This is a genomic window from Streptomyces sp. NPDC047022, assembly GCF_040644155.1.
Classification (GTDB): domain Bacteria; phylum Actinomycetota; class Actinomycetes; order Streptomycetales; family Streptomycetaceae; genus Streptomyces.
In genome coordinates this window covers 72257-93144 of sequence record NZ_JBEYVV010000009.1, presented here as the reverse complement: position 1 = coordinate 93144, position 20888 = coordinate 72257, and the positions used below count along the sequence as shown (strand labels likewise).

At 70.6% G+C, this 20888-nt stretch carries 17 protein-coding genes and 1 pseudogene; 9 read left to right on the top strand and 9 right to left on the bottom strand.

What is annotated here, in order from left to right:
* Window positions 1-98 precede the first annotated feature (98 nt).
* From ABZ845_RS12820 to ABZ845_RS12805, 4 genes and pseudogenes are all read left to right on the top strand, one after another.
* Window positions 99-779 (top strand): SGNH/GDSL hydrolase family protein, encoded by a 681-nt coding sequence (locus ABZ845_RS12820; RefSeq protein WP_360977209.1) that lies wholly within the window; start codon window positions 99-101, stop codon window positions 777-779.
* Between the two features lie 56 nt (window positions 780-835).
* Window positions 836-1444 (top strand): DJ-1/PfpI family protein, encoded by a 609-nt coding sequence (locus ABZ845_RS12815; protein WP_360977206.1) that lies wholly within the window; start codon window positions 836-838, stop codon window positions 1442-1444.
* Between the two features lie 121 nt (window positions 1445-1565).
* The gene (locus ABZ845_RS12810) at window positions 1566-2153 is read left to right on the top strand and encodes a Uma2 family endonuclease (RefSeq protein ID WP_360977203.1); all 588 of its coding nucleotides are present in this window, start codon (window positions 1566-1568) and stop codon (window positions 2151-2153) included.
* A gap of 122 nt (window positions 2154-2275) precedes the next feature.
* Window positions 2276-2874 (top strand): annotated as a pseudogene (locus ABZ845_RS12805) (Uma2 family endonuclease).
* A gap of 75 nt (window positions 2875-2949) precedes the next feature.
* On the opposite strand, the gene ABZ845_RS12800 reads toward ABZ845_RS12805, so the two are convergent.
* Together ABZ845_RS12800 and thpR are read right to left on the bottom strand one after the other, a co-directional pair.
* Window positions 2950-3942 carry an aldo/keto reductase gene (locus ABZ845_RS12800; protein ID WP_360977200.1) on the bottom strand — a complete coding sequence of 331 codons (993 nt, stop codon included), beginning with the start codon at window positions 3940-3942 and terminating at the stop codon, window positions 2950-2952.
* A 193-nt stretch (window positions 3943-4135) separates the two neighbouring features.
* Window positions 4136-4729 (bottom strand): RNA 2',3'-cyclic phosphodiesterase, encoded by a 594-nt coding sequence (gene thpR, locus ABZ845_RS12795; protein ID WP_360977197.1) that lies wholly within the window; start codon window positions 4727-4729, stop codon window positions 4136-4138.
* A 113-nt stretch (window positions 4730-4842) separates the two neighbouring features.
* On the opposite strand from thpR, the gene ABZ845_RS12790 reads away from it, so the two are divergent.
* Complete coding sequence (locus tag ABZ845_RS12790; RefSeq protein ID WP_360977194.1) at window positions 4843-5424, top strand: Uma2 family endonuclease; 582 nt, start codon at window positions 4843-4845, stop codon at window positions 5422-5424.
* Between the two features lie 6 nt (window positions 5425-5430).
* Here ABZ845_RS12790 and ABZ845_RS12785 read toward each other — a convergent pair whose 3' ends face one another.
* Both ABZ845_RS12785 and ABZ845_RS12780 read right to left on the bottom strand, forming a co-directional pair.
* The gene (locus tag ABZ845_RS12785; protein WP_360977191.1) at window positions 5431-6840 is read right to left on the bottom strand and encodes an MFS transporter; all 1410 of its coding nucleotides are present in this window, start codon (window positions 6838-6840) and stop codon (window positions 5431-5433) included.
* Between the two features lie 121 nt (window positions 6841-6961).
* The gene (locus tag ABZ845_RS12780) at window positions 6962-7399 is read right to left on the bottom strand and encodes a MarR family transcriptional regulator (protein ID WP_360977188.1); all 438 of its coding nucleotides are present in this window, start codon (window positions 7397-7399) and stop codon (window positions 6962-6964) included.
* Between the two features lie 192 nt (window positions 7400-7591).
* On the opposite strand from ABZ845_RS12780, the gene ABZ845_RS12775 reads away from it, so the two are divergent.
* Complete coding sequence (locus ABZ845_RS12775) at window positions 7592-7774, top strand: ribbon-helix-helix protein, CopG family (RefSeq protein WP_360977185.1); 183 nt, start codon at window positions 7592-7594, stop codon at window positions 7772-7774.
* Window positions 7775-7792: 18 nt separating this feature from the next.
* Here ABZ845_RS12775 and ABZ845_RS12770 read toward each other — a convergent pair whose 3' ends face one another.
* Entirely contained in the window at window positions 7793-9244 is a 1452-nt protein-coding gene (locus tag ABZ845_RS12770) for an NCS2 family permease (protein ID WP_360977182.1), read from the bottom strand.
* Between the two features lie 274 nt (window positions 9245-9518).
* Here ABZ845_RS12770 and ABZ845_RS12765 point away from each other — a divergent pair, with 274 nt between their 5' ends.
* Together ABZ845_RS12765 and ABZ845_RS12760 are read left to right on the top strand one after the other, a co-directional pair.
* Complete coding sequence (locus ABZ845_RS12765; RefSeq protein ID WP_360977179.1) at window positions 9519-9776, top strand: DUF2530 domain-containing protein; 258 nt, start codon at window positions 9519-9521, stop codon at window positions 9774-9776.
* Between the two features lie 60 nt (window positions 9777-9836).
* Window positions 9837-12230: an HAD-IC family P-type ATPase gene (locus tag ABZ845_RS12760; protein WP_360977176.1), complete on the top strand. Its 2394-nt coding sequence runs from the start codon at window positions 9837-9839 to the stop codon at window positions 12228-12230.
* Between the two features lie 55 nt (window positions 12231-12285).
* Here the strand turns inward: ABZ845_RS12760 and ABZ845_RS12755 are convergent, their stop codons facing one another.
* The 4 genes from ABZ845_RS12755 to ABZ845_RS12740 all read right to left on the bottom strand — a co-directional run bounded on the left by ABZ845_RS12755 (window position 12286) and on the right by ABZ845_RS12740 (window position 18948).
* Window positions 12286-13212: a hypothetical protein gene (locus tag ABZ845_RS12755; protein ID WP_360977173.1), complete on the bottom strand. Its 927-nt coding sequence runs from the start codon at window positions 13210-13212 to the stop codon at window positions 12286-12288.
* 196 nt (window positions 13213-13408) lie between these two features.
* Window positions 13409-14293 carry a hypothetical protein gene (locus tag ABZ845_RS12750; protein WP_360977170.1) on the bottom strand — a complete coding sequence of 295 codons (885 nt, stop codon included), beginning with the start codon at window positions 14291-14293 and terminating at the stop codon, window positions 13409-13411.
* 292 nt (window positions 14294-14585) lie between these two features.
* The gene (locus ABZ845_RS12745) at window positions 14586-17741 is read right to left on the bottom strand and encodes a molecular chaperone Hsp90 (protein ID WP_360977167.1); all 3156 of its coding nucleotides are present in this window, start codon (window positions 17739-17741) and stop codon (window positions 14586-14588) included.
* Between the two features lie 280 nt (window positions 17742-18021).
* A complete protein-coding gene (locus tag ABZ845_RS12740; protein ID WP_360977164.1) occupies window positions 18022-18948 on the bottom strand; it encodes a DUF3027 domain-containing protein in 927 nt (308 codons plus the stop codon).
* Between the two features lie 461 nt (window positions 18949-19409).
* Between ABZ845_RS12740 and ABZ845_RS12735 the strand changes: the two genes are divergently transcribed.
* Window positions 19410-20843: an MFS transporter gene (locus tag ABZ845_RS12735; protein WP_360977161.1), complete on the top strand. Its 1434-nt coding sequence runs from the start codon at window positions 19410-19412 to the stop codon at window positions 20841-20843.
* Window positions 20844-20888: the final 45 nt, after the last annotated feature.

The following is a 20888-nucleotide window of genomic DNA, read 5'->3' as shown; positions in this document are numbered from 1 at the left end:
GCCATCCGCCGATGTGCCGCCGACGGCGTGTCCATCCTCACACCCACCAGCCCCGAACGTCCCCCCTGCACCGGACGGCGATCGTCCATGATGAGCGGATGCTCAGGTTCATGCCCGTAGGCGACTCCATGACGATCGGCAGCGCGGGCGAACACACATGGCGCTACCGGATGTGGCAGCACCTGTGCGCGGCCTACGACGGGCCGTGCGCGCTGGTCGGCCCGCGCGAGACGCTGCACGACAAGTCGACGGACGAGCCGACGTCGTACGCCTACGCCGAACCGGGGTTCCCGCGCGCCCACCTGGCGGGCTGGGGCGAGGGCTGGCAGCACATGACGCCGCTGATCGCCGAGGCCGTGCGGAAGTCGCGCGCGGACGTCCTGCTGGTCTCGCTGGGCCTGATCGACCTCGGCTTCTACACCGACGCGGAGCAGACGGCCCAGAACGCACGCCGGTTCGTGGCCGAGGCCCGGTCGGCGAACCCTCGTGTCCGCATGGCCCTGCTCCCCGTCATCCCGAACATCCGGGCGGAGGCCGACGACTCCTTCGCCGTGGAGGTGACCCGCTTCAACGAGCTGCTGGCGAAGGCGGTGGCGGACCTGGACGAGCCCCGCTCTCCGCTCGTCCTGGCCTCGGTCCCGCCGTCGTACGACATCCACCGCGACACCTACGACGGCACGCACCCGAACGAGCGGGGCGAACACAAGATCGCGGGAGCGTTCGCCGAGGCGATGCACCAGGCGTGGGACCTGGGCGCGCCGTACGAGGCAGGCGTCTGACGGGTCGGGCGGGGCACGATGAACGGACACCCGAAGCGGCACTCAAGGGAGTTGTGATGCAGGTAGCCGTGGTCACGTTCGACGGGTTCAACGAGCTCGACAGCTTCATCGCCTCCGCGCTGATCAACCGGTGCCGCAAGGACGGTCTGGAGGCCTTCATCACGACGCCGGCGCCGGTGGTCACGTCGATGAGCGGCGTCGAGGTGACCGGGCAGCGCCCCCTGGAGTTCGTGACCGAGGCGGACGTCGTGCTGATCGGCAGCGGGGTGAAGGCCCGGGACGTGGTCGCCGACGAGCGGCTGCTCTCCCGGCTGCCGCTCGACCCCTCCCGGCAGCTGATCGGTTCACAGTGCTCCGGCGCGCTGGTGCTGGCCCGGCTCGGGCTGCTGGAGGGCATGCCCGCCTGCACGGACATGAAGACCCGGCCGTTCGTCGAGGCCTGTGACGTCACCGTGCTGGACGCGCCGTTCCACGCCGAGGGCGACATCGCCACGGCGGGCGGCTGCCTGGCGTCCCAGTACCTCGCCGCATGGGTGATCACGCGCATGCTCGGGGAGGACGCCGCGCGCGACGTCATCGGCTACGTGGCCCCGGTGGGCGAGAACGAGGAGACCGTCGAGCGCGCCCTGAGCGTCGTCCGCGCGGGCCGGGCCGCTGTGCGCTGACGCTTCCCGCGCTGGCTCCGAGCCACGACCCTGCCGGATTCGGTGCGTCACCTCGTCACCGTGCGTATCGTTGTACTGCGCGGCCGCCATCATGGGAAGGCGGCCGGGGAGGAGCGCCACCATGACCGTCCTGGAGGACAGGATCGAGATGGCCGACGCCAACACCGCGCGTTTGGACGAGTGGTTCGAACGCATCGAGCGCATGCCCGTCCCCGAAGGATTCAGGGTCGAGATCGTCGGGGGCAACGTCCACATGACACCACAGCGTGATACCCATTGGGAGATCATCCGGCGGATCGTACGGGCTCTCGAAGACAGGTTCGGGATGAGTGTGAGGGTGTTCTCGGACGTGCGGATCGACTTCCCCGGCCACGAAAACGGCTTCTGCCCGGACGTCGCCAAACTCAGCGACTCCGCGAAGAAGGACGACAGGGGCCGTTGGCGTTACGAAGACGTCGAGTTCGTCGCCGAGGTCATCTCCGAGGGCACGGCCGCCAACGACTACGGCCCCAAGAAGAGGGCGTACGCCGAAGCCGAGGTCGCCCTCTACGTCGTCGCGGATCCCTACCAGGGCAGGTGCCACATCTTCAGGCACCCAAAGGCCGGCGACTACATCACCGAGACCACGGTCCCCTTCGGCGAGGATCTGGATCTCACGGACACGGTGGCCGATCTGATCATCAAAACGGACGGGTTCCCCCGCGACTGACCCGACCACCGTCACGCGCCCGGAGCGGTTGGACCGAGTCCAGGCGTTTCCTGGTCGCTCTGCGTAACGTTGTACTGCGCGGCCACACCCGTACGGGGGGGTGGCCGGGGAGGAGCGCCACCATGACCGTCCTGGAAGACAGGGTCGAGATCGAGATGGCCGACAACAACGCCGAGCGCCTGGACGAGTGGTTCGAGCGGCTTGAGCGGATGCCCGTCCCCGAGGGTTACAAGGTTGAGATCGTGGGGGGGGCAGCGTCTTCATGACGCCCCAACGGGACATCCACGGGGAAACCATTCGCGAGATCCTCTGGGCACTCGAAGACCGCTTCGGACGGCGACGGTCGCGGATGTTCACGGACGTCCGTATCGACTTCCCAGGCTTCGAGAGCGGCTTCTGCCCCGATGTGGCCAAGCTGCGTGAAGGAGCCGCAAAGGACGACGAAAGCCGCTGGCGGTACGAGGACGTCGAGTTCGTCGCCGAGGTCATCTCACAGGGGACGGCCCGGAACGACTACGGCCCCAAGAAGGCCGCCTACGCACGGGCCGAGGTTCCCGTGTACCTCATTGCCGACCCCTACCAGGGCAGGTGCCACGTGTACACCGAACCCAAGAAGGGCGATTACACGTGCGAGCTGCGTGTCGACTACGGAACCGACGTCGACATGACCACCACCCCGCTCGGGTTCACTCCGAAAACCGACGAGTTCCTGCGCGAATGACCCCACCGCAGAAGCCGCCCCTGCTGGGCAGTGGCGGCCTCGGGTGTGGCGGTCGGAGCGTTCACGCCGGGTCGGTCACCAGGCGAAGGCCTCCGGGGACGGGCCGGGGCCCGGGAAGATCTCGTCCAGGCCGGCCAGCAGTTCCTCGCTCAGCTCCAGCTCGACGGCGCGCAGTGCGGAGGCGAGTTGCTCCGCGGTGCGCGGGCCGACGATCGGGCCGGTGACACCGGGCCGGGTGAGCAGCCAGGCCAGGGCGACCTCGCCGGGTTCCAGTCCGTGCTTGTCGAGCAGGTCCTCGTACGACTGGATCTGCGCGCGGATTGCGGTGTTGGCGAGCGCGTCCGCGGCCCGGCCCGAGGCTCGGCGCCCGCCCGAGGCCTCCTTCTTGATGACCCCGCCCAGCAGCCCGCCGTGCAGCGGCGACCAGGGGATGACGCCGAGGCCGTACTCCCGGGCGGCCGGGATGACCTCCATCTCCGCGCGGCGCTCGGCGAGGTTGTAGAGGCACTGCTCGCTGACGAGACCGATGGTCCCGCCGCGCCGGGCCGCCGTCTCGTTCGCCTGGGCGATCTTGTAGCCGGGGAAGTTGGAGGAGCCGACGTACAGGATCTTGCCCTGCTGGACGAGGACGTCGATCGCCTGCCAGATCTCCTCGAAGGGGGTGGCCCTGTCGATGTGGTGGAACTGGTAGACATCGATGTAGTCGGTCTGAAGCCGCTTGAGGCTGGCGTCCACGGCCCGCCGGATGTTCACGGCGGACAGTTTGTCGTGGTTGGGCCAGGCCTCGCCGTCCGCCGCCATGTTCGCGTAGACCTTGGTGGCGAGGACGACCTTGTCGCGCCGGTCACCGCCCTTGGCGAACCAGTTGCCGATGATCGTCTCGGTACGGCCCTTGTTCTCGCCCCAGCCGTACACGTTGGCGGTGTCGAAGTAGTTGACGCCCGCCTCCAGCGCGGCGTCCATGATCGCGTGGCTTTCGGGTTCGTCGGTCTGAGGCCCGAAGTTCATCGTGCCGAGGACGAGTCGGCTGACCTTGAGTCCGGTGCGTCCGAGCTGCGTGTACTCCATGGGGAGTCAGCCAACGCCTTCGAGTCCGCTCAAGGCAAGGGCCACCGCGCGGCGGACACGGGGCTCGGCGCGCGGGTCGGCTACTTTCCGAGCGCGGCCGTCAGCGCCACCACCGCGAACATCATCACAAGTACACCGGCCATGATCCGGTTACGGGTCTTCGGGTCCACACATCGAGACTAACCGGCCCGTCCTAGGAGTCGTCCGCCGGACCGTGTCCCACGGCTCCGAGCGGCCAGCGGGCGACCGCCTCATAGCGGGGCTGTTCGCCCGGTATGCCGGACTTCGGCAGGTTGCTACGGACCAGGACCAGCTCATCCACCGTCCAGGCAAGGCTGCGGAAGTCACGCAGGGCGTCGACGTACGGGCGTACGTCCGCCGCGTCCCGGCTGCGCGCCACCGTCAAGTGGGCCTTGTAGCGGCGATGCTCCCCCATCGGCAGGCCCGTCTTCCGCGCCGCCGCCTCCGTGCGGTCCGCCAGCAGCCGCAGGGCCGGCAGGCCGCCCTCGGCTCCCACCCACAGCGCCCGCCCATGCCCGAACTGCCCGCCGCCCGACAGTACGAGCGGGAAAGGCTCCGTACGGCGGGCCGCGTGCGCCAGGTGGGCCGACAGATCCGGTACGGCGCCCTCGTCCACCTCCCCGTAGAAGGCGAGGGTGAAGTGCCAGCCGGGGCGGCCGGTCCAGCGCAGCCCGTCCGCCCCGGGCAGCCGCTTCAGCTCGGCCACCTCGCGGGCGAGCTCATGGGTGACGTCCTCAGGGGGCACGAGCGCGGCGAAGAGTCTCATGGGTCCAGTGTCGCCGGGGGTACCCCCGCACGTCCGGGCGTGTCCACAGCACCGTGCGTATCGTTGTACCGCGCGGCTGTACTCGTCCGGGGCAGCCGGGGAGGAGCGCCACGATGACCGTCCTCGAAGACAGGATCGCGATGGCCGAGTGCGACGACGAGAGCACGCTCGACGCGATGTTCGACCGGCTTGAGCCCACCCCCGAGGGATACAAGGTCGAGATCGTCGAGGGGACCGTCTACATGTCACCGCAGCGGACCACGCACTGGCAGATCACCCTGGGCATCATCATGCAGTTGTGCGCCAAATACCCCCAGGCGCGGTTGATGTCCGACGTCCGCATCGACTACCCCGGTCACCTCAACGGCTTCGCCACCGATGTGACGGCCCTCGGGGAGGGCGCGGCCATGACGGAGAAGGGCCGCTGGCGCCACAAGGACGTCGAGTTCGTCGCGGAGGTCATCTCCAAGGGGACCGCGGCCAATGACTACGGTCCCAAGAAGACCGCCTTCGCCACCGCCGAGGTCCCCGTGTACGTGATCGTCGACCCCTACAAGGGCACGTGCTACGTCTACACGCAGCCCAAGGAGGGCAGCTACGTCACCAGGACGACCGTCGACTTCGGCGACGACATCGACCTGACCGGCACCGTAGTCGACCTGGTCCTCAAGACCGACGAGTTCCCCCGCGGCTGACCCCGCTCACGCCGCCACCGTCGCCGGCTCGGGCTCGCGCGGAACGAAGCGGAGCCTCGGCCGTCCCTGGCTCCAGGCCACCGACAGTCGCAGGTCGCCCGCACGGGCCAGGACCAGACCGATGGTCAGCGCCGCCGCGGCGGACACCAGACCTCCCAGGGCGAAGCCGACCCGGGCACCGTAGACGTCCGTGATCCAGCCGACCAGGGGCGCGCCCAGGGGCGTACCGCCCATGAAGACCATCATGAACAGGGCCATGACGCGTCCGCGCATCGCGGGATCGGTGCCCATCTGGACGGTCGTGTTCGCGGTGACGTTCACCGTGAGACCGAAGATGCCGATCGGGACCATGAGCAGCGCGAACAGCCACAGGGACGGGGCCCCGGCCGTCACGATCTCCAGCGCGCCGAACACGGCCGCCGCCGCCAGCAGCACCCGCAGCCGCGCCGTGCCCCGGCGGGCCGCGAGCAGCGCGCCGCTCAGCGAGCCCACCGCCATCAGCGTGTTGAAGAGGCTGTAGGCACCGGCGCCCGCGTGGAAGACGTCGTCCGCGTACGCCGACAGCCAGACCGGGAAGTTGAAGCCGAAGGTGCCGATGAACCCGACCAGGACGGTCGGCCAGATCAGCTCCGGGCGCCCGGCCACATAGCGCAGCCCCTCGCGGAGCTGGCCCTTGGCGCGCGGCGCCCGCTCCACGACGTGCAGCTCACGGGAGCGCATCAGCAGCAGGCCGGCGATGGGGGCGAGGAAGGACAGGCCGTTGAGCAGGAAGGCCCAGCCCGTACCGACCCCGGTGATCAGGACGCCCGCCACCGCGGGCCCGACCAGCCGGGCGGACTGGAAGTTCGCCGAGTTCAGGCTGACCGCGTTCTGCAGCTGCCCGGGGCCGACCATCTCGGAGACAAAGGTCTGCCGGGCCGGGTTGTCGACCACCGTGGCGAGGCCGACGGCGAACGCGGCGACGTAGACGTGCCAGACCTGGACCTGGCCGGAGAGCGTGAGGAGGGCCAGGACAAGGCCCGTGGCGCCCATCGCCGACTGGGTGACCAGCAGGGTCGGACGCTTGGGGAGGCGGTCGACCAGGACGCCGCCGTACAGGCCGAACAGCAGCATCGGGAGGAACTGGAGCGCCGTGGTGAACCCGACGGCGGTGGAGGAGCCGGTCAGGCTGAGCACCAGCCAGTCCTGGGCGATGCGCTGCATCCAGGTGCCCGTGTTGGAGACGACCTGGCCGATGAAGAACAGGCGGTAGTTACGGATGCGCAGCGAGCTGAACATCGTGGATCTGCGGGACGCGGACCCCGTCGCCCGTTCGGCGACAGCGGTGCGGGTCTGCCGGGGCAGGGTCCCGGGGGCGGGCGGGGAGTCGTGGGTGGCTGGTGCGGGGGCGGAAGCTGTTCCGGGTCCCGAACTCAAAAGGGTTCGCCTCCTTGTGATGACGGCGTGGTGACGGCTTTGACGCTGCCGACCGCGTCGGCGGTGCTGACGGTGCTGACGGTGCTGACTGCTCGAACGTGCGCGGATGGGACCGCGACGGTCACTGGTGCGCGAGCTTCTCCAGGACGGGGGCGGCGGCGCGGAGTTTCGCCCACTCGTCCTCGTCCAGGCCCTCGATCAGTCCGGCCAGAAACGCGTTCCGCTTGCGACGGCTCTCCTCGAGCATCGCCTCGGCCCGCTCGGTCTGGGTGACCACCTTCTGGCGCCGGTCCTCGGGGTGCGGCTCGAGCTGGACCAGACCCTTGCTCTCCAGCAGTGCCACGATGCGGGTCATCGACGGCGGCTGGACGTGCTCCTTGCGGGCGAGCTCGCCCGGCGTGGCGGAGCCGCAGCGGGCCAGGGTGCCGAGCACCGACATCTCGGTCGGGCTCAGCGACTCGTCGACGCGCTGATGCTTCAGTCGGCGCGACAGGCGCATCACAGCGGAGCGGAGAGCGTTCACGGCGGCAACGTCGTCGCCATGGGTCAGGTCAGCCATGCTCTTTAGCATAACTCATTACTTTCCCTAAGGACCACCGGAGCGCGCCGCCTCATGGGTGACGCCGACCACTTCCGAGCCTCTGTTCCCTCGCCCGGCACCGAAACAGCCGCTCCGCGCACATCACTCATATGAGTGACAAAGCAGCGGAACGTGACGTGTCGGCGGCCCGGGGCGGGCAACCCTCGTGCCATGGGGACCAGCGTGCTCAGCGTGCGGATGGACGGGGAGCTGCTCGACAGGCTCCGGGAACATGCCGCAAAACGAGGAATGAGCGTCCAGGACTATGTCGTCCGGACGCTCACTCGACATGATTTCGACGAACGGTTCCAGGCCGCCGTCGAGGAGACGGAGCGGTTCTACGGGGTCACCTGATCAGGCAGGCCCTGAAGATCAGGTCAGGCCCAGCGCCGGCATCAGGTAGTAGAAGCCGAACACCGCCGCCACCACATACAGGGCCACCGGGACCTCGCGTCCACGGCCCGCGGCCAGGCGCAGGGCGGCGAAGGTGATGAAGCCCATGCCGATGCCGTTGGTGATCGAGTAGGTGAAGGGCATCATCAGCATGGTCACGAAGGCCGGTATGGCGATCGTGTAGTCCGACCAGTCGATCTCCGTGACGGAGTTGGACAGGATCAGGAAGCCGACCGTGACCAGGGCCGGGGTGGCCGCCTGGGAAGGCACCATCGTGGCGACCGGGGTGAGGAAGAGGGCCACCGCGAAAAGGGCGCCCGTGACGACGTTCGCGAAGCCCGTACGCGCGCCCTCGCCCACACCCGCCGTGGACTCCACGAAGCAGGTGGTGGCGGAGGAGGAGCTGACGCCGCCCGCCGCGACCGCGATGCCGTCGACGAAGAGGACCTTGTTGATGCCGGGCATATTGCCCTCGGCGTCCGTCAGCTTGGCCTCGTCGCTGATGCCCATGATCGTGCCCATCGCGTCGAAGAAGCACGACAGCAGGACCGTGAAGACGAACAGGAGGCCGGTCAGCAAACCGACCTTGCCGAAGCCGCCGAACAGGCTCACCTTGCCGATCAGGCCGAAGTCGGGGCTGGCGACGGGGTTGCCGGGCCACTTGGGCACGGTCAGTCCCCAGGACGGGATCTTGGCGACCGAGTTCAGGACCAGCGCGAGAACCGTCATCGTGACGATCGAGATCAGGATCGCGCCCGGCACCTTGCGGACGATCAGCGCGAAGGTGAGCAGCGTGCCGAGGATGAAGACCAGTACCGGCCAGCCGTTGAGGTGTCCGTCGCCGCCGAGCTGGAGCGGCACGGTCGTCTTCGCGATGTCCGGGATACGGGTGACGAAGCCGGAGTCGACGAGGCCGATCAGCATGATGAACAGACCGATGCCGATCGAGATGCCCTTGCGCAGACCGAGCGGCACCGCGTTCATGACGCGTTCCCGCAGACCGGTGGCGACCAGCAGCATCACCACGAAACCGGCGAGGACCACCATGCCCATCGCGTCCGGCCAGGACATGCGCGGGGCGAGCTGCAGGGCCACGACCGTGTTCACGCCGAGGCCGGCGGCCAGAGCGATCGGGACGTTGCCGATCACGCCCATGAGCAGCGTGGTGAAGGCCGCGGTCACGGCGGTGGCGGTGACCAGCTGACCGTGGTCGAGGTGGTGGTGGTACATGTCCTCCGCGCTGCCGAGGATGATCGGGTTCAGCACGATGATGTAGGCCATCGCGAAGAAGGTCGCGAAGCCGCCGCGGACCTCGCGCGACAGCGTGCTGCCCCGCTCGGAGATCTTGAAGTAACGGTCGAGAGCGCCGGACGGCGGCCGGGTGCCCGGCTGCTGCGGGGCGGGGACCTTGGCGGAGGCCGAGGTGGGCATGCGGGACCTCAATGGTGCGGGGGACTGTGCAGGGGACTATGACAAACGTGATCGAGTCTCGCCATTGAAAGATCGCCGAATGATCGCCAACACCCCTCACGGAGTAGCCATTGGCACTTCGTACGAAGAAAAGCGGCCAGACTCAAACCGTTTCAGTATGAACATATGAGGCCTAGATCGCTATCTCCGCGCGTAGACCCCTTGGGAGGGCCGCGCTGCGCGCAGCGCCCAGGGTCTCGGCCGACCCCGGGTGGCCGCCTCGTAAGCTGTTCGCATGGCGAAGTGGACCCCCAAGCACGAGGCGCCGGAGCCCCTTGAGGGCCCCGTGGTCGCCACCATCACCGGCGGCACGATCCTCTGGTTCGTCCTCTTCCTGGCCCAGCTGCCGTTCTACGGCTGGTTCCACGACCACGGGCACACCTGGTGGCTGTGGACCTGCCTCGCGGGCGCGGGCCTCGGCTGCATCGGCGTCTGGTACGTCCGCAGGCGTGACGCGGCGATCAAGCGGGCCGCGGCGGCCGACGGACGGTAGCCCGCGCAGCACCGTCCGCTCAGCGGGTGAACGTGCCCTACCGCACGTACCGTCGAATGCATGACGCACATCGACGCGGGCGCCGAGCTCGACCCTGTGCACCCCTTCCCGGTGCCGGGCCCGACGCGGGGGCTGTCCGCCGCCCAGGTGGCCGAGCGGGTCGCCCGCGGTGAGGTCAACGACATACCCGTCCGCAGCAGCCGCTCCCTGGGCGAGATCGTCCGTGCGAACGTCTTCACCCGCTTCAACGCCATCATCGGCGTGCTCTGGCTGATCATGCTGTTCGTGGCGCCGTTCCAGGACAGCCTCTTCGGTTACGTGATCATCGCCAACACCGGTATCGGCATCATCCAGGAATGGCGGGCCAAGAAGACCCTGGACTCGCTGGCCGTGATCGGCGAGGCACGACCGACGGTGCGCCGGGACGGGATGACCGCCGAGGTCGGCACCTCCGAGATCGTGCTGGACGACATCATCGAGATCGGCCCCGGCGACAAGATCGTGGTCGACGGCACCTGCGTCGAGACCGACGGCCTGGAGATCGACGAGTCACTGCTGACCGGAGAGGCCGACCCCGTCGTCAAACGGTCCGGCGATCCCGTCATGTCCGGCAGCTTCGTCGTCGCGGGAGGCGGCGCCTTCAGAGCGACCAAGGTGGGGCGCGAGGCCTACGCCGCCCTCCTCGCCGAGGAGGCGGCCCGCTTCACCCTGGTCCACTCGGAGCTGCGCACCGGTATCTCCACCATCCTCAAGTACGTGACGTGGATGATGGTCCCGACCGCGATCGGCCTGGTCATCAGCCAGCTCGTGGCCAAGCAGAACGACTTCAAGGACTCCGTGGCCCGCACGGTCGGCGGCATCGTGCCCATGGTTCCCGAAGGGCTCGTCCTGCTGACCTCCGTCGCCTTCGCCATCGGGGTGATACGGCTGGGGCGCAAGCAGGTGCTCGTCCAGGAGCTGCCCGCCATCGAGGGGCTCGCCCGCGTCGACACCGTCTGCCTCGACAAGACGGGCACGCTCACCGAGGGCGGCATGGACGTCACCGAACTGCGCCCGCTCCAGGGCGCCGACGAGACGTACATACGCAAGGTCCTCGGTGCGCTCGGCGAGTCGGACCCGCGCCCCAACGCCTCCCTCCAGGCGATCATCGACGCCTACCCCGACAGCGAGGACTGGCGCTGCACCGAGGCCATGCCCTTCTCCTCCGCGCGCAAGTACAGCGGCGCCTCGTTCAGCGAGGGCGACGGAGAGTCCAGCACCTGGCTGCTGGGCGCCCCGGACGTCCTCCTGGACCCCGACGACCCCGCCCTGTCCGAGACCGAGCGGCTGAACGAGCAGGGGCTGCGCGTGCTGCTGCTGGCCCGTGTCTCCCGGGACCTGGACGACTCCCAGGTCGCATCGGGCGCCCGGCCCACCGCCCTTGTCGTCCTGGAGCAGCGGCTGCGTCCGGACGCCGCCGACACCCTGCGCTACTTCGCGGACCAGAACGTCCACGCCAAGGTGATCTCCGGCGACAACGCGGTCTCCGTGGGAGCGGTGGCGGGAAAGCTCGGCGTCGCGGGTGAGGTCCTGGACGCCCGGCGGCTGCCCACGAACCAGGACGAGATGGCGAAGTCGCTCGACAAGGGCACCGTCTTCGGACGGGTCACCCCACAGCAGAAGCGGGACATGGTGGGCGCGCTCCAGTCGCGCGGGCACACGGTGGCGATGACCGGCGACGGCGTGAACGACGTGCTCGCGCTCAAGGACGCCGACATCGGTGTCTCGATGGGCTCGGGTTCGGAGGCGACCCGGGCGGTGGCACAGATCGTGCTGCTCGACAACAGCTTCGCCACGCTGCCGGCGGTCGTCGGGGAGGGCCGGCGCGTGATCGGGAACATCACGCGGGTCGCCACGCTGTTCCTGGTCAAGACGGTGTACTCGGTGCTGCTCGCGGTGCTGGTGGTGTGCTGGCAGGTGGAGTACCCGTTCCTGCCCCGGCATCTGACGCTGCTGTCGACCCTGACGATCGGCGTCCCGGCCTTCTTCCTGGCGCTGGCCCCCAACAAGGAGCGGGCCCGGCCGCACTTCGTACGACGGGTGATGCGCTACTCGGTCCCGGGCGGCACCGTGGCGGCCGTCGCGACCTTCATCACGTATCTGATCGCCCGCCACCACTACACGGGCCCGGGTTCGCTGGACGCGGAGACCAGCGCGGCGACCCTCACGCTCTTCCTGATCTCCATGTGGGTGCTGGCCATCGTCGCCCGGCCCTACACCTGGTGGCGGATCCTCCTGGTAGCCGCGATGGGCGTGGCCTTCCTGTTCGTGCTGATCGTGCCCTGGCTCCAGCACTTCTTCGCGCTGAAGCTGGTCGGGGTCGCGATTCCATGGATCGCCGTCGGTGTCGCGGCGGTGGCGGCGGCCGTCCTGGAACTTCTGTGGAAGTGGGTCGGCCGCCGCTTCCCGGCGTGACGCGGTGACGCGGTGACGCGGTGACGTACTGCCGTACTGCCGTACTGCCGGGTGGTTACTTGACGTCGACGAAGCCGGACGCCGAGGTGACCGCCGAGGTGGTCGAGTTACCCGCGAAGGAGTAGCGGAAGGAGCCGTCCACGGACGCCTTGACCGTGGTCTTCAGGTTGCCCGCGCTGTCCCCCTTGACGGTCTCGAGTGTCGTCCAGGTGGTGCTGCCCTTCTTGGCGAACTGCAGCTTCACCGACTGGCTGCCGTACGCCCCGTAGTGGCCGGTCTCCCAGTTGGCGCGGGACAGCTTGCCCTTGACCGTGATGGTCGCGCCCTTCTTCACCGGCTCGGGGGACGCGTCGGTCGTCAGCGTGGCGTTGCGCTGGATCAGGGTGCTGCCGAGACCGCCCTTCTCGGCGACGCCGACCTTGGAGAGGTCGGGGTTGGCCTTGCCCTGCTGGCCGTTCCACTTGATGGCCAGCGCGCCGACGTTCCAGGAGCCCGCGTCCGCGTTCTCGAGGAGGCCGTCGGACGGGTGGATGTCGATGTCGCCCTTGCAGACGGCGACGGTCGACGAGGTGGCCGTGCAGGTGGCCGCGTCGTCCCCGAAGATCACCTTGCTGGGGTTGCTGCTCACACCCTTGTAGATGTAGGGGCCGGTGGCGAAGTCGGACGCCTTGATGTTGACCTCGGTGCCATGCGTCAGCGTGTACGAGACGGAGAGCGCGACATGGTTGGTGGTGCCGACCTTGTACGCCTTGCCGATCTTGAGGTTCGAGAAGGTGGCGTGCAGGGCGTAGGGCCGGCCAGTGGCGGGCTTCGCGGCGGTGAACGCGGACATGCCGTGGGCGGCACGGGCGGCGCGCAGAACCTTCGCGGCGCCCTCCTGGTACGAAGGCGCGGCGGTACCGGCGGCGTGCGCGGCCGGCAGGGCAAGAGCGGACAGGGCCAGGGCGCCGGAGACGGCGGCCACAGTGGCGCGAATGCGCATGCGTTCCCCAAATGGGAGAGAGGGACCCACGGGTTGGCTTCACGTGGGGCCCGAGTGTCTGGTGAGTCTGTTGACTCGTGACATCAGATCCGTGACCAGGCCCGACGGTTGTACAAGATCTGATCACTTTGTCGTCGCGCTACCTGGGACCGGCCCGGGCGGTCCGGGACCGTGACCCGGGCCGCCCCGGCAGCGCCTACACCGCCGGACCGGACACCATCCGCACATCGGTGCAGCCACGCCGCTTCGCCTCGTCGTCGGCGAACGACTTCAGCGCGGCTTCGGCGAAGTCCGCGGAGTAGGCGCGGACGGAATACGCGTCGCGGTCGGTGCCGGGTTCGTGGAGGCGGTACAGCGCGAACCTGGCGGGCTCCGCGTACTGAGGGCATCGCGCGGTGGCCCAGGCGGTGTCCTTGCCGGTGAATCGTGAACCGCCGCCATAGGAACTCACCCGGAAGTCCTTGGCGACGGCGCCGTAATAGGCGTACAGGCCATAGCCCGGCTTCTTGCCGGGCGTGAGGAGATAGCAGTTCACCTGCGGCGCACGGGAATCCGCCGGATACTCCATGATGTCCGGAACCCCGGCCGCCGTCGCCTGGCGAGAGAGTCCTCGCACGGCGGAACACGACCCCTCGGCCTTCTCCACGGGTTCCGTGCTTCCGGTCGTGCGCCGGTCCGGAACCCTCACCTGCGTGAGTTTCCCGCCGCCACTCGCCTCGCATCCATATCTGCCCGCCGCCTTCAGGGCCGTCTCCGCGGTCACCCGGCCCAGGCCGTCGGCCACGGTGCCTTCCCGCCTCGTGTCCTGCGGCGGCGAGACGAGGTCGCCCTGAACGACGAGCGCCTTGTTCTTCTGATTGCGGCAGTCGAGCGCGACGATGACCTGAGCGTCCCCGTCAGCCCTGACGATGCCCGGCCAGCCGCCCCCCAGAGGTGCGGCCCGTCCCCTGAAATCGTCGTCACTGCCCTCGTACCAGACCTGGGCACCGGACGGGACCTCGTCGCTGCTCCAGCGTATGCGCACATCCAAGGCCCCGCCGTGCTGACCGGTGTCCGGCCTGTTGACCAGGCAGGACGACATGTAGTCCCCCCCTTGCTCATCGGGGCGTGCACGGATGTGCGAGGAATGCAGGGCGGCCCGGAGCCCTCCCTGGGCCAAGGTGCCGTCACAAGCCTGGTCCAGCGAACGGCTGTCCCGCCATGATTCGTAGGCGCCGGGTCCCACGCACACTGCGGCAACGACACCGAGCGTGAGCACAACCAATCCTGTGCCACGGCGCGCGCTGGTCCATCGTTTCCTGGAATTACTCTGCACGGTACTCATCCTGCCGGTGGGAACTGCCGGATCGGCAAGCGGATTTGGCGGTGACCGCTCAGTCGAACCAGCGGTCCCGGGCCAGTTCCTCGGTGCGGGACGGATCCTCCAGCAGGGCCGCCACCTCGAATCGGCGCGGCCACTGGGCCGCCGCCCATGCGAGCCCGGCGGCGACGCCCTCCAGGGTGGCGGCGTGCAGGACACCGTCCGCCGTGAGCCGCCAGTCGATCTCCACACCGTCCACGACGAGTTCCTCGTGCTCGGCGTACGACGTCAGGGCGGCGGGCCCGAGCAGTACCCGTACGGACTCCGGCACCTCGTGCTCGACGCCCTGTGAGGTGACCTCGCCCGACACCGACTCGCTCAGCCGCCGCACCTGGAACAGTTCGGCCAGGTAGGCGGCGCGCGCCGGCGGGACGGGCAGCAGCGGAACACCCTCGGTGAAGGGCAGCAGATCGGGCGAGTCCACGACCACCGCGTCGGGGGCATCGACGATGGCGACCCGGCCGTCGACCACCGCGCGCAACTCGTCCGGCAGGGTCACCTGCTCCGGGTCCAGATCGGCCAGCGCCCCGTACAGGGCGTGCAGCTGGGCGGCCGATACCTGACGACCGGGGTCGGCGAGCCGGTCCAGCAGTTCGGCGGCGCCGCCCGGCTCGTCCAGCAGGGCGGCCACCGTCGTCCGCACGCCGAGGGCGCGCAGCACCTGCTCGTCGTCGAAGCCGGTCGCGTCGGCCTCGTCGTACAGGCCGGCGAGCAGCGGATCGCCGCCCGCGGCGCGCAGACCGGCGGGCCGCCGCCCGTCGAGCACCGGGTGATCGCGCAGCCACCAGGCCGTGTACGGGCGCACGATCTCGTGGGTGCCGTCCGGCAGCAGGATGCGCACCGGCTGGGTGAGCGCGTCCCGCAGCGGAGGCCGGGACAGTAGCGCGAGGGCCTCGGGCCAGCGGTCGTCGTCCACGAGGTCGAGGTCGCGTACGGCGACGATCTCGGTCGCCACCGGCGGCACGGGGGTGTCCGGCAGCCGGTCGAGGACGTCCTCGCACCACACGTCCACGGCGTCGAGCAGCCCGGCGTCGTCGGGTTCGGCGAAGTCCGCGTCGCGGGGTTCCAGTTCGTCGGGGTCGAGGACGACGTCCGTGGCGCGGACGAGGGCGAAGGTGGCGAGCACCCCGCAGGCGGCCAGCGGCTGCTCGCCCCAGCGCTCGGCGTACTCGGCGTCCACGAAGGCGAGTTCGCCCTCGCTCATGACGCTCGCGAAGGGACTCCCGGGCAGGACCAGTTCCCCTGCGGGCGCGAGTTCGCCGTCCTCGTCGGGCAGGGCCAGGGCGCCGAGCCACGGCTCGTCACCGGGTTCGAGCCCGGCGTCCCGGACGAGGGCGAGCACGGTGTCGGCCAACTCCTCGGCGTCCAGGCCCTCCTGGTCCCAGCCGGGGCCCTCGTCGTCCAGGGAGGCGGCGACGGCGGCCCGCACCTGAGGGGTCGTGAGCACGGCACGCGGGGTGGCCGGAAGGCTGCCCAGCTTCTCCAGGAGGGGATGGGCGGCATCCGGGTGCGCGATCTTCAGGCCGAGCCGGGCGAGGGCCTCGGGAGCCACCGGCGGGCCGTCCACGGTGGGCAGCAGGACCTGCCGGGGTCCGATGGTGGTCGGGGCGGCCTGGAAGGAGTCGGAGGCGGTGCCCCCGGCCAGCGGCACGGGCAGCCCCGAGAGCCGGTCCGGGTCGACCCCGGCCAGGCTGTCGTACAGCCGCCACCACCAGCCGGGCTCCTTCTCCAGGCCCGCGAGGCGGTCGACCGCCTCCGTCAGCGGCAGGCGGGCCACGCCCAGCGTCCGCAGCTCCGGGCGCCGTTCAAGTCCCGCGGGCAGAAGGCTCGGCAGCACCTCGGCGAGCACGCGCACCGTGTCGGCGCCGGCGCCCTCCACGATCTCGGCGTCGCGCGGGCGCAGTGCCTCGGGCAGCCCGGAGTCGTCGCCCTGGCCGGACGCGTCGGACGCCGGGGGCAGGAAGGCGGTGCGCGGGAGCCGTTCGAGAATGGACCGGCGCAGGGCCCCGTCCAGTTCGCCCTTGCCGAGCGGCCCCGGGACCAGGTCGATGATGCCGGAGGTCACCGGGCGCCAGGAGGCGAGGAGTTCGGCGTACGCGTCGGCCGCGCGCTCCACCAGGAAGTCGGTCAGCGGTCCCGGAGCGGCACGTCGGCGGGTGGTGTCCAGCGGGAACGAGGCGATGAGCAGGGCGGGCACTCCGAGCGCCTCGTCGCTCGGGGTGGGGGCGTGCACGACCGGTGCCGTACGCGGTCTGGCGGGGGTTCCGTCGGCGTTCACTGGGACGGCCCAGGTGAGGGACCAGTGGGGGCGCAGCCGCTCCTCCACCGGGCGGTCGGCGAGGAGCTCCGGGGTGAGCGGGCCGCTCCCCTCGGCGGTGCGCCAGCGGGTGGTGCCGTCCCGGGAGTCCTCCACGACCGTGTCTGTGCCGTCGGCGCGGCGGCTCAGGGTGCGGGGGGCCGCGCCCTCGATCTCCACGACGACCTCTTCGAGGCCGGGCAGGGCGAGGAGGAGGGCGTCGTCGACGGTGGTCAGGAGCCGCTCGGCGAGGTCGGCGGCGGCCGCGTCGCGCAGCGGCAGGATGACGGCCGTGTCGTACGGGTCCGGGGCGGTGCCCTCGGCGGCGAACGGCAGCCTGAGCAGCGGCACATGTCCGTCACGGCGGCGGATCTCGTCGCCGAGGCCGGGGCTGTGCCGGGCGGTCTCGGCGCTCAGCTGCCGGGCCTCGGCCAGGGACCAGCGCACGCCTCCGTGCCGTCCGACCACCGCGGGTTCGTCGCTGACGGCGAGGACGGCCGCGAAGCCGACGCCGAAGCGGCCGACGGCGCTCTCGTGGGCGTCGCGCTTGGCGGAGGCCCGCAGCGTGGACAGCGACTCGGCGCCGGCCGCGTCCAGCGGCGCGCCGGTGTTGGCGGCGATGAGCACGCCCTCGCGCAGGGTGAGCCGCAGCCGGCCGGGGACCTTCGCCCGGGCCGCCGCGTCGGCGGCGTTCTGCGCGAGCTCCACGACCAGTCGGTCCCGGTACCCGCCGAGTACCAGGTCCTCCTCGGCGTTGGCGTCCTCACGGAACCGGGCCGGGCTGGTGACCCAGGCGTCCAGCACGCCGCGTCGCAGTCGCGCCGTCCCGAAAGGGTCCGCACCCTCCGCTGCCGGCCGCACGAACTTGCTCACGTTCACTCTCCTCATCGGCGTGCCGCCGAAGCCAAGCGCTCCGCGGGAATTGCGGTTCATCACCTGCGGGTCCGTTCTGGCTGGTCGCGCCCGCGCGGCGGAGCCGCATACCGAGACAGCCCCGCGCCCCTTCAGGGCGCTCCACTCCCCGGAGGCTACTCGCTGGAGCCGACAGTGCCCTGTCCCGGCGGAAAGCCGAACCGTGCGGTGACTCGGTCGCGCGCAGAACCCACCACGCACCCGCGGGCGACGACGTACCCGGCGCCCGCGAGCCGCCGGGTCAAGAGTGTCCCAACTCCGCCGCGGCCTCGTCGGAGACGGCCGGCACCGAGCCCGAGTCGGGAGACGGCCGCAGCGGGAACGGCTCCACCCTCGTCTCGTCCACCACCGGCGGAGCCGGCTGCGGCGTCTTCGGCATCACCGCCGCCTCCGAGTGCGCTCCGCAGCCGTACGACAGGGAGACCATGCGGCCGTCCGCGGGAGAGAACTCATTGGCGCACACGCCGAAGGCCTGCCCCAGCGATCCGCCGACCGGCACCAGGAACGCGCAGCTGACGCAGGTCGCGGGTGCCGCCTGGGCCATCGGGGTTCTCGCCCCGAACGCGTCCTCCCAGCGGTCCGCCGCCGTGTGCAGCCCGTAGCGGGACAGGACCCGGGCGCGTCGCATGCCCAGTTCCTCCGCCACGGACGCGATCGAACCGCGCGTCGGCGCGAACGGCAGGTTCGCCGGGACGCCTCCGGCCACCTCCGCGTCCTCCGCCTCGACCAGCTCCGCCATCTCTCCGGAGACCGCGGCGCTCGGCGGGGGCGCGTCCTCACCGGAGAACCCGGGCTCCAGGCGCAGGTCCTCGGCGTCCGTCGGAAGCAGGTCGCCGGGACCGAGGTCCCCCGGGCGCAGCCGCTCGCTCCACGGCACCCACTCCGGCGCGAGCAGCGCGTCGGAGCCGGGCAGGAGGACCGTCTCGTCCAGCGTCACCACCTTGGCACGTGACGCCCGCGCGACGGTCACCGCCCAGCGCCAGCCCCGGTAGCCGAGTTCCTTGCACTCGAAAAAGTGCGTGACAACGCGATCGCCCTCGGACACCATCCCCACGTGCTCGCCGACGACGCCGGGCGCGGCGGCCTCCTCGGCGGCGGCACGGGCGAGGTCGACTGCCTCGGCGCACAGGCGGTCGGGGGTGCGGCTTCGCGTTGTCGCTGCGCTCACAGGTATCGCTTCTCTCCTACGCCGTCTCACGGGTGCGCCCTTCCTCGGCTGGGGGAGCGGACGGAGCGGACCAGGGGGCCGCGTCGACGTCCGCGCCCGATCGCGCTCGGGCGCACCTACACCACCCATTCTGCGGGATGGATGAGAGGCGCGCGGCCGAGAACGATCGCCACGGCGCGCTACGCACGCTACCTTCTCCGGGCCGCTGCGCCCACACCGAGTCGCTGGCTCGGTTTCAGCGGGGCTCACAGCCGGCTCACAGCAAGGCGCCGGACCCGGCCCTCCGTGCCCGGCCAGGCGCGTTGCCGCACGGTCCCCGGCCCCTCGGAGCGGCACCGCCGCCGGTCCCGCACTCCGGACGAGACGCGAGGAGGCGCGAGGGGACGCGAGGAGAACGCCACTCGCCCCCGTACGAGGCGATAACCGCACTAGCCCCGCCGTTCTCGGGGCACTATGACGGGGTGGCAGCCGCGAGGTCGTCCCATGGAACCGCCGGGGCCGGCGGGGTCAAGGGGCGCAGCCGGAGTGGCGGTTCGGGCCGGCTGGGCGGGTCCGTCCGCGCGATCGGCCGTGCCCTGCACCTGCCGGTGACCGGAGCCGCGCGGGGCATCCGCAAGGCCACCCACGCGCACGGGGCGGGCGAGTCCGGCCTCGGCAAGCTGATCGAACTGCATGCCGTGAACGGCGCCGGCGACGTCATGATCACCGTCGCCCTCGCCTCCACGGTCTTCTTCTCCGTACCGACCGACGAGGCCCGCGGACGCGTCGCGCTCTACCTCGCCATCACCATGGCGCCGTTCACGCTCCTGGCACCCGTGATCGGCCCGCTCCTCGACCGCCTCCCGCACGGCCGCCGGGCCGCGATGGCGAGCTCGATGCTCGCCCGCGCCCTTCTCGCGCTGATCATCTCGGGAGCGGTCGCGACCGGCGGCCTGGAGCTGTACCCGGCAGCGCTCGGCGTCCTCGTCGCGTCCAGGGCGTACGGCGTGGTCCGCAGCGCCGTGGTGCCCCGGCTGCTGCCGCCCCGCTTCTCCCTGGTGAAGGCCAACTCCCGGGTCACCCTCAGCGGTCTGCTCGCGACCGGCATGGCCGCGCCCATCGGCGCCGGGCTGCACACCATAGGCCCCTCCTGGCCGCTGTACGGCGCCTTCGTGATCTTCGCCGTGGGCACGTTCCTGTCCTTCTCGCTGCCGCCGAAGGTCGACTCCGCCAAAGGCGAGGACCGGGCGCTGCTGGCCGCGGACGCCGAGCACCTCCACGGCGCGCGCCGCACCACGGCACAGCGCCGCCCCGGTCTGCGCACGGTCGGCCCCGCGGTCACCCATGCCCTGGGCGCCAACGCGGCCCTGCGCTGCCTGTCCGGCTTCCTGATCTTCTTCCTGGCGTTCTTGCTGCGCGAGCACCCGCTCACCGGCGAGAGCGCGGCGGTGTCCCTGGGCATCGTGGGCGTCGCGGCGGGCACGGGCAACGCGCTGGGCACGGCCGTCGGCGCCTGGCTGAAATCCCGCGCCCCGGAAATGATCATCGTGACGGTCGTGGCGTTCGTGCTGGGCGCCGCGATCATCGCGGCCGTCTTCTTCGGCGCGTTCCTGGTGACGTGTCTGGCGGCGGTCGCCGGGTTCGCGCAGGCTCTCGCCAAGCTGTCGCTGGACGCGCTGATCCAGCGGGACGTGCCGGAACTGGTGCGCACGTCCGCTTTCGCCCGCTCCGAGACCCTTCTGCAGATGGCCTGGGTGCTCGGCGGGGCGATCGGCATCGTGCTGCCGCTGAACGGAGTACTCGGGCTCGCGGTGGGTGCCGCGATCGTCGCGACAGGCTGGCTGACAACGATCCGGGGCCTGCTCGCCTCGGCCCGCCACGGCACCACGCCCCGCCCCCGGGGCACGCTCCTCTAGAGGCCCGCACCTCTGCCGACACCCGGCTCCCCCCAAGACATGCGC

Bases quoted from the DNA above. Each gene is read 5' to 3' on its own strand.
- ABZ845_RS12815 (WP_360977206.1), top strand. From the start codon at position 836: ATGCAGGTAGCCGTGGTCACGTTCGACGGGTTCAACGAGCTCGACAGC.
- ABZ845_RS12780 (WP_360977188.1), bottom strand. From the start codon at position 7,399: ATGGCTGACCTGACCCATGGCGACGACGTTGCCGCCGTGAACGCTCTC.
- ABZ845_RS12750 (WP_360977170.1), bottom strand. From the start codon at position 14,293: ATGTCGTCCTGCCTGGTCAACAGGCCGGACACCGGTCAGCACGGCGGG.
- ABZ845_RS12765 (WP_360977179.1), top strand. From the start codon at position 9,519: ATGGCGAAGTGGACCCCCAAGCACGAGGCGCCGGAGCCCCTTGAGGGC.
- ABZ845_RS12810 (WP_360977203.1), top strand. From the start codon at position 1,566: ATGACCGTCCTGGAGGACAGGATCGAGATGGCCGACGCCAACACCGCG.
- ABZ845_RS12760 (WP_360977176.1), top strand. From the start codon at position 9,837: ATGACGCACATCGACGCGGGCGCCGAGCTCGACCCTGTGCACCCCTTC.
- ABZ845_RS12820 (WP_360977209.1), top strand. From the start codon at position 99: ATGCTCAGGTTCATGCCCGTAGGCGACTCCATGACGATCGGCAGCGCG.
- thpR (WP_360977197.1), bottom strand. From the start codon at position 4,729: ATGAGACTCTTCGCCGCGCTCGTGCCCCCTGAGGACGTCACCCATGAG.
- ABZ845_RS12755 (WP_360977173.1), bottom strand. From the start codon at position 13,212: ATGCGCATTCGCGCCACTGTGGCCGCCGTCTCCGGCGCCCTGGCCCTG.
- ABZ845_RS12770 (WP_360977182.1), bottom strand. From the start codon at position 9,244: ATGCCCACCTCGGCCTCCGCCAAGGTCCCCGCCCCGCAGCAGCCGGGC.
- ABZ845_RS12800 (WP_360977200.1), bottom strand. From the start codon at position 3,942: ATGGAGTACACGCAGCTCGGACGCACCGGACTCAAGGTCAGCCGACTC.
- ABZ845_RS12775 (WP_360977185.1), top strand. From the start codon at position 7,592: ATGGGGACCAGCGTGCTCAGCGTGCGGATGGACGGGGAGCTGCTCGAC.
- ABZ845_RS12790 (WP_360977194.1), top strand. From the start codon at position 4,843: ATGACCGTCCTCGAAGACAGGATCGCGATGGCCGAGTGCGACGACGAG.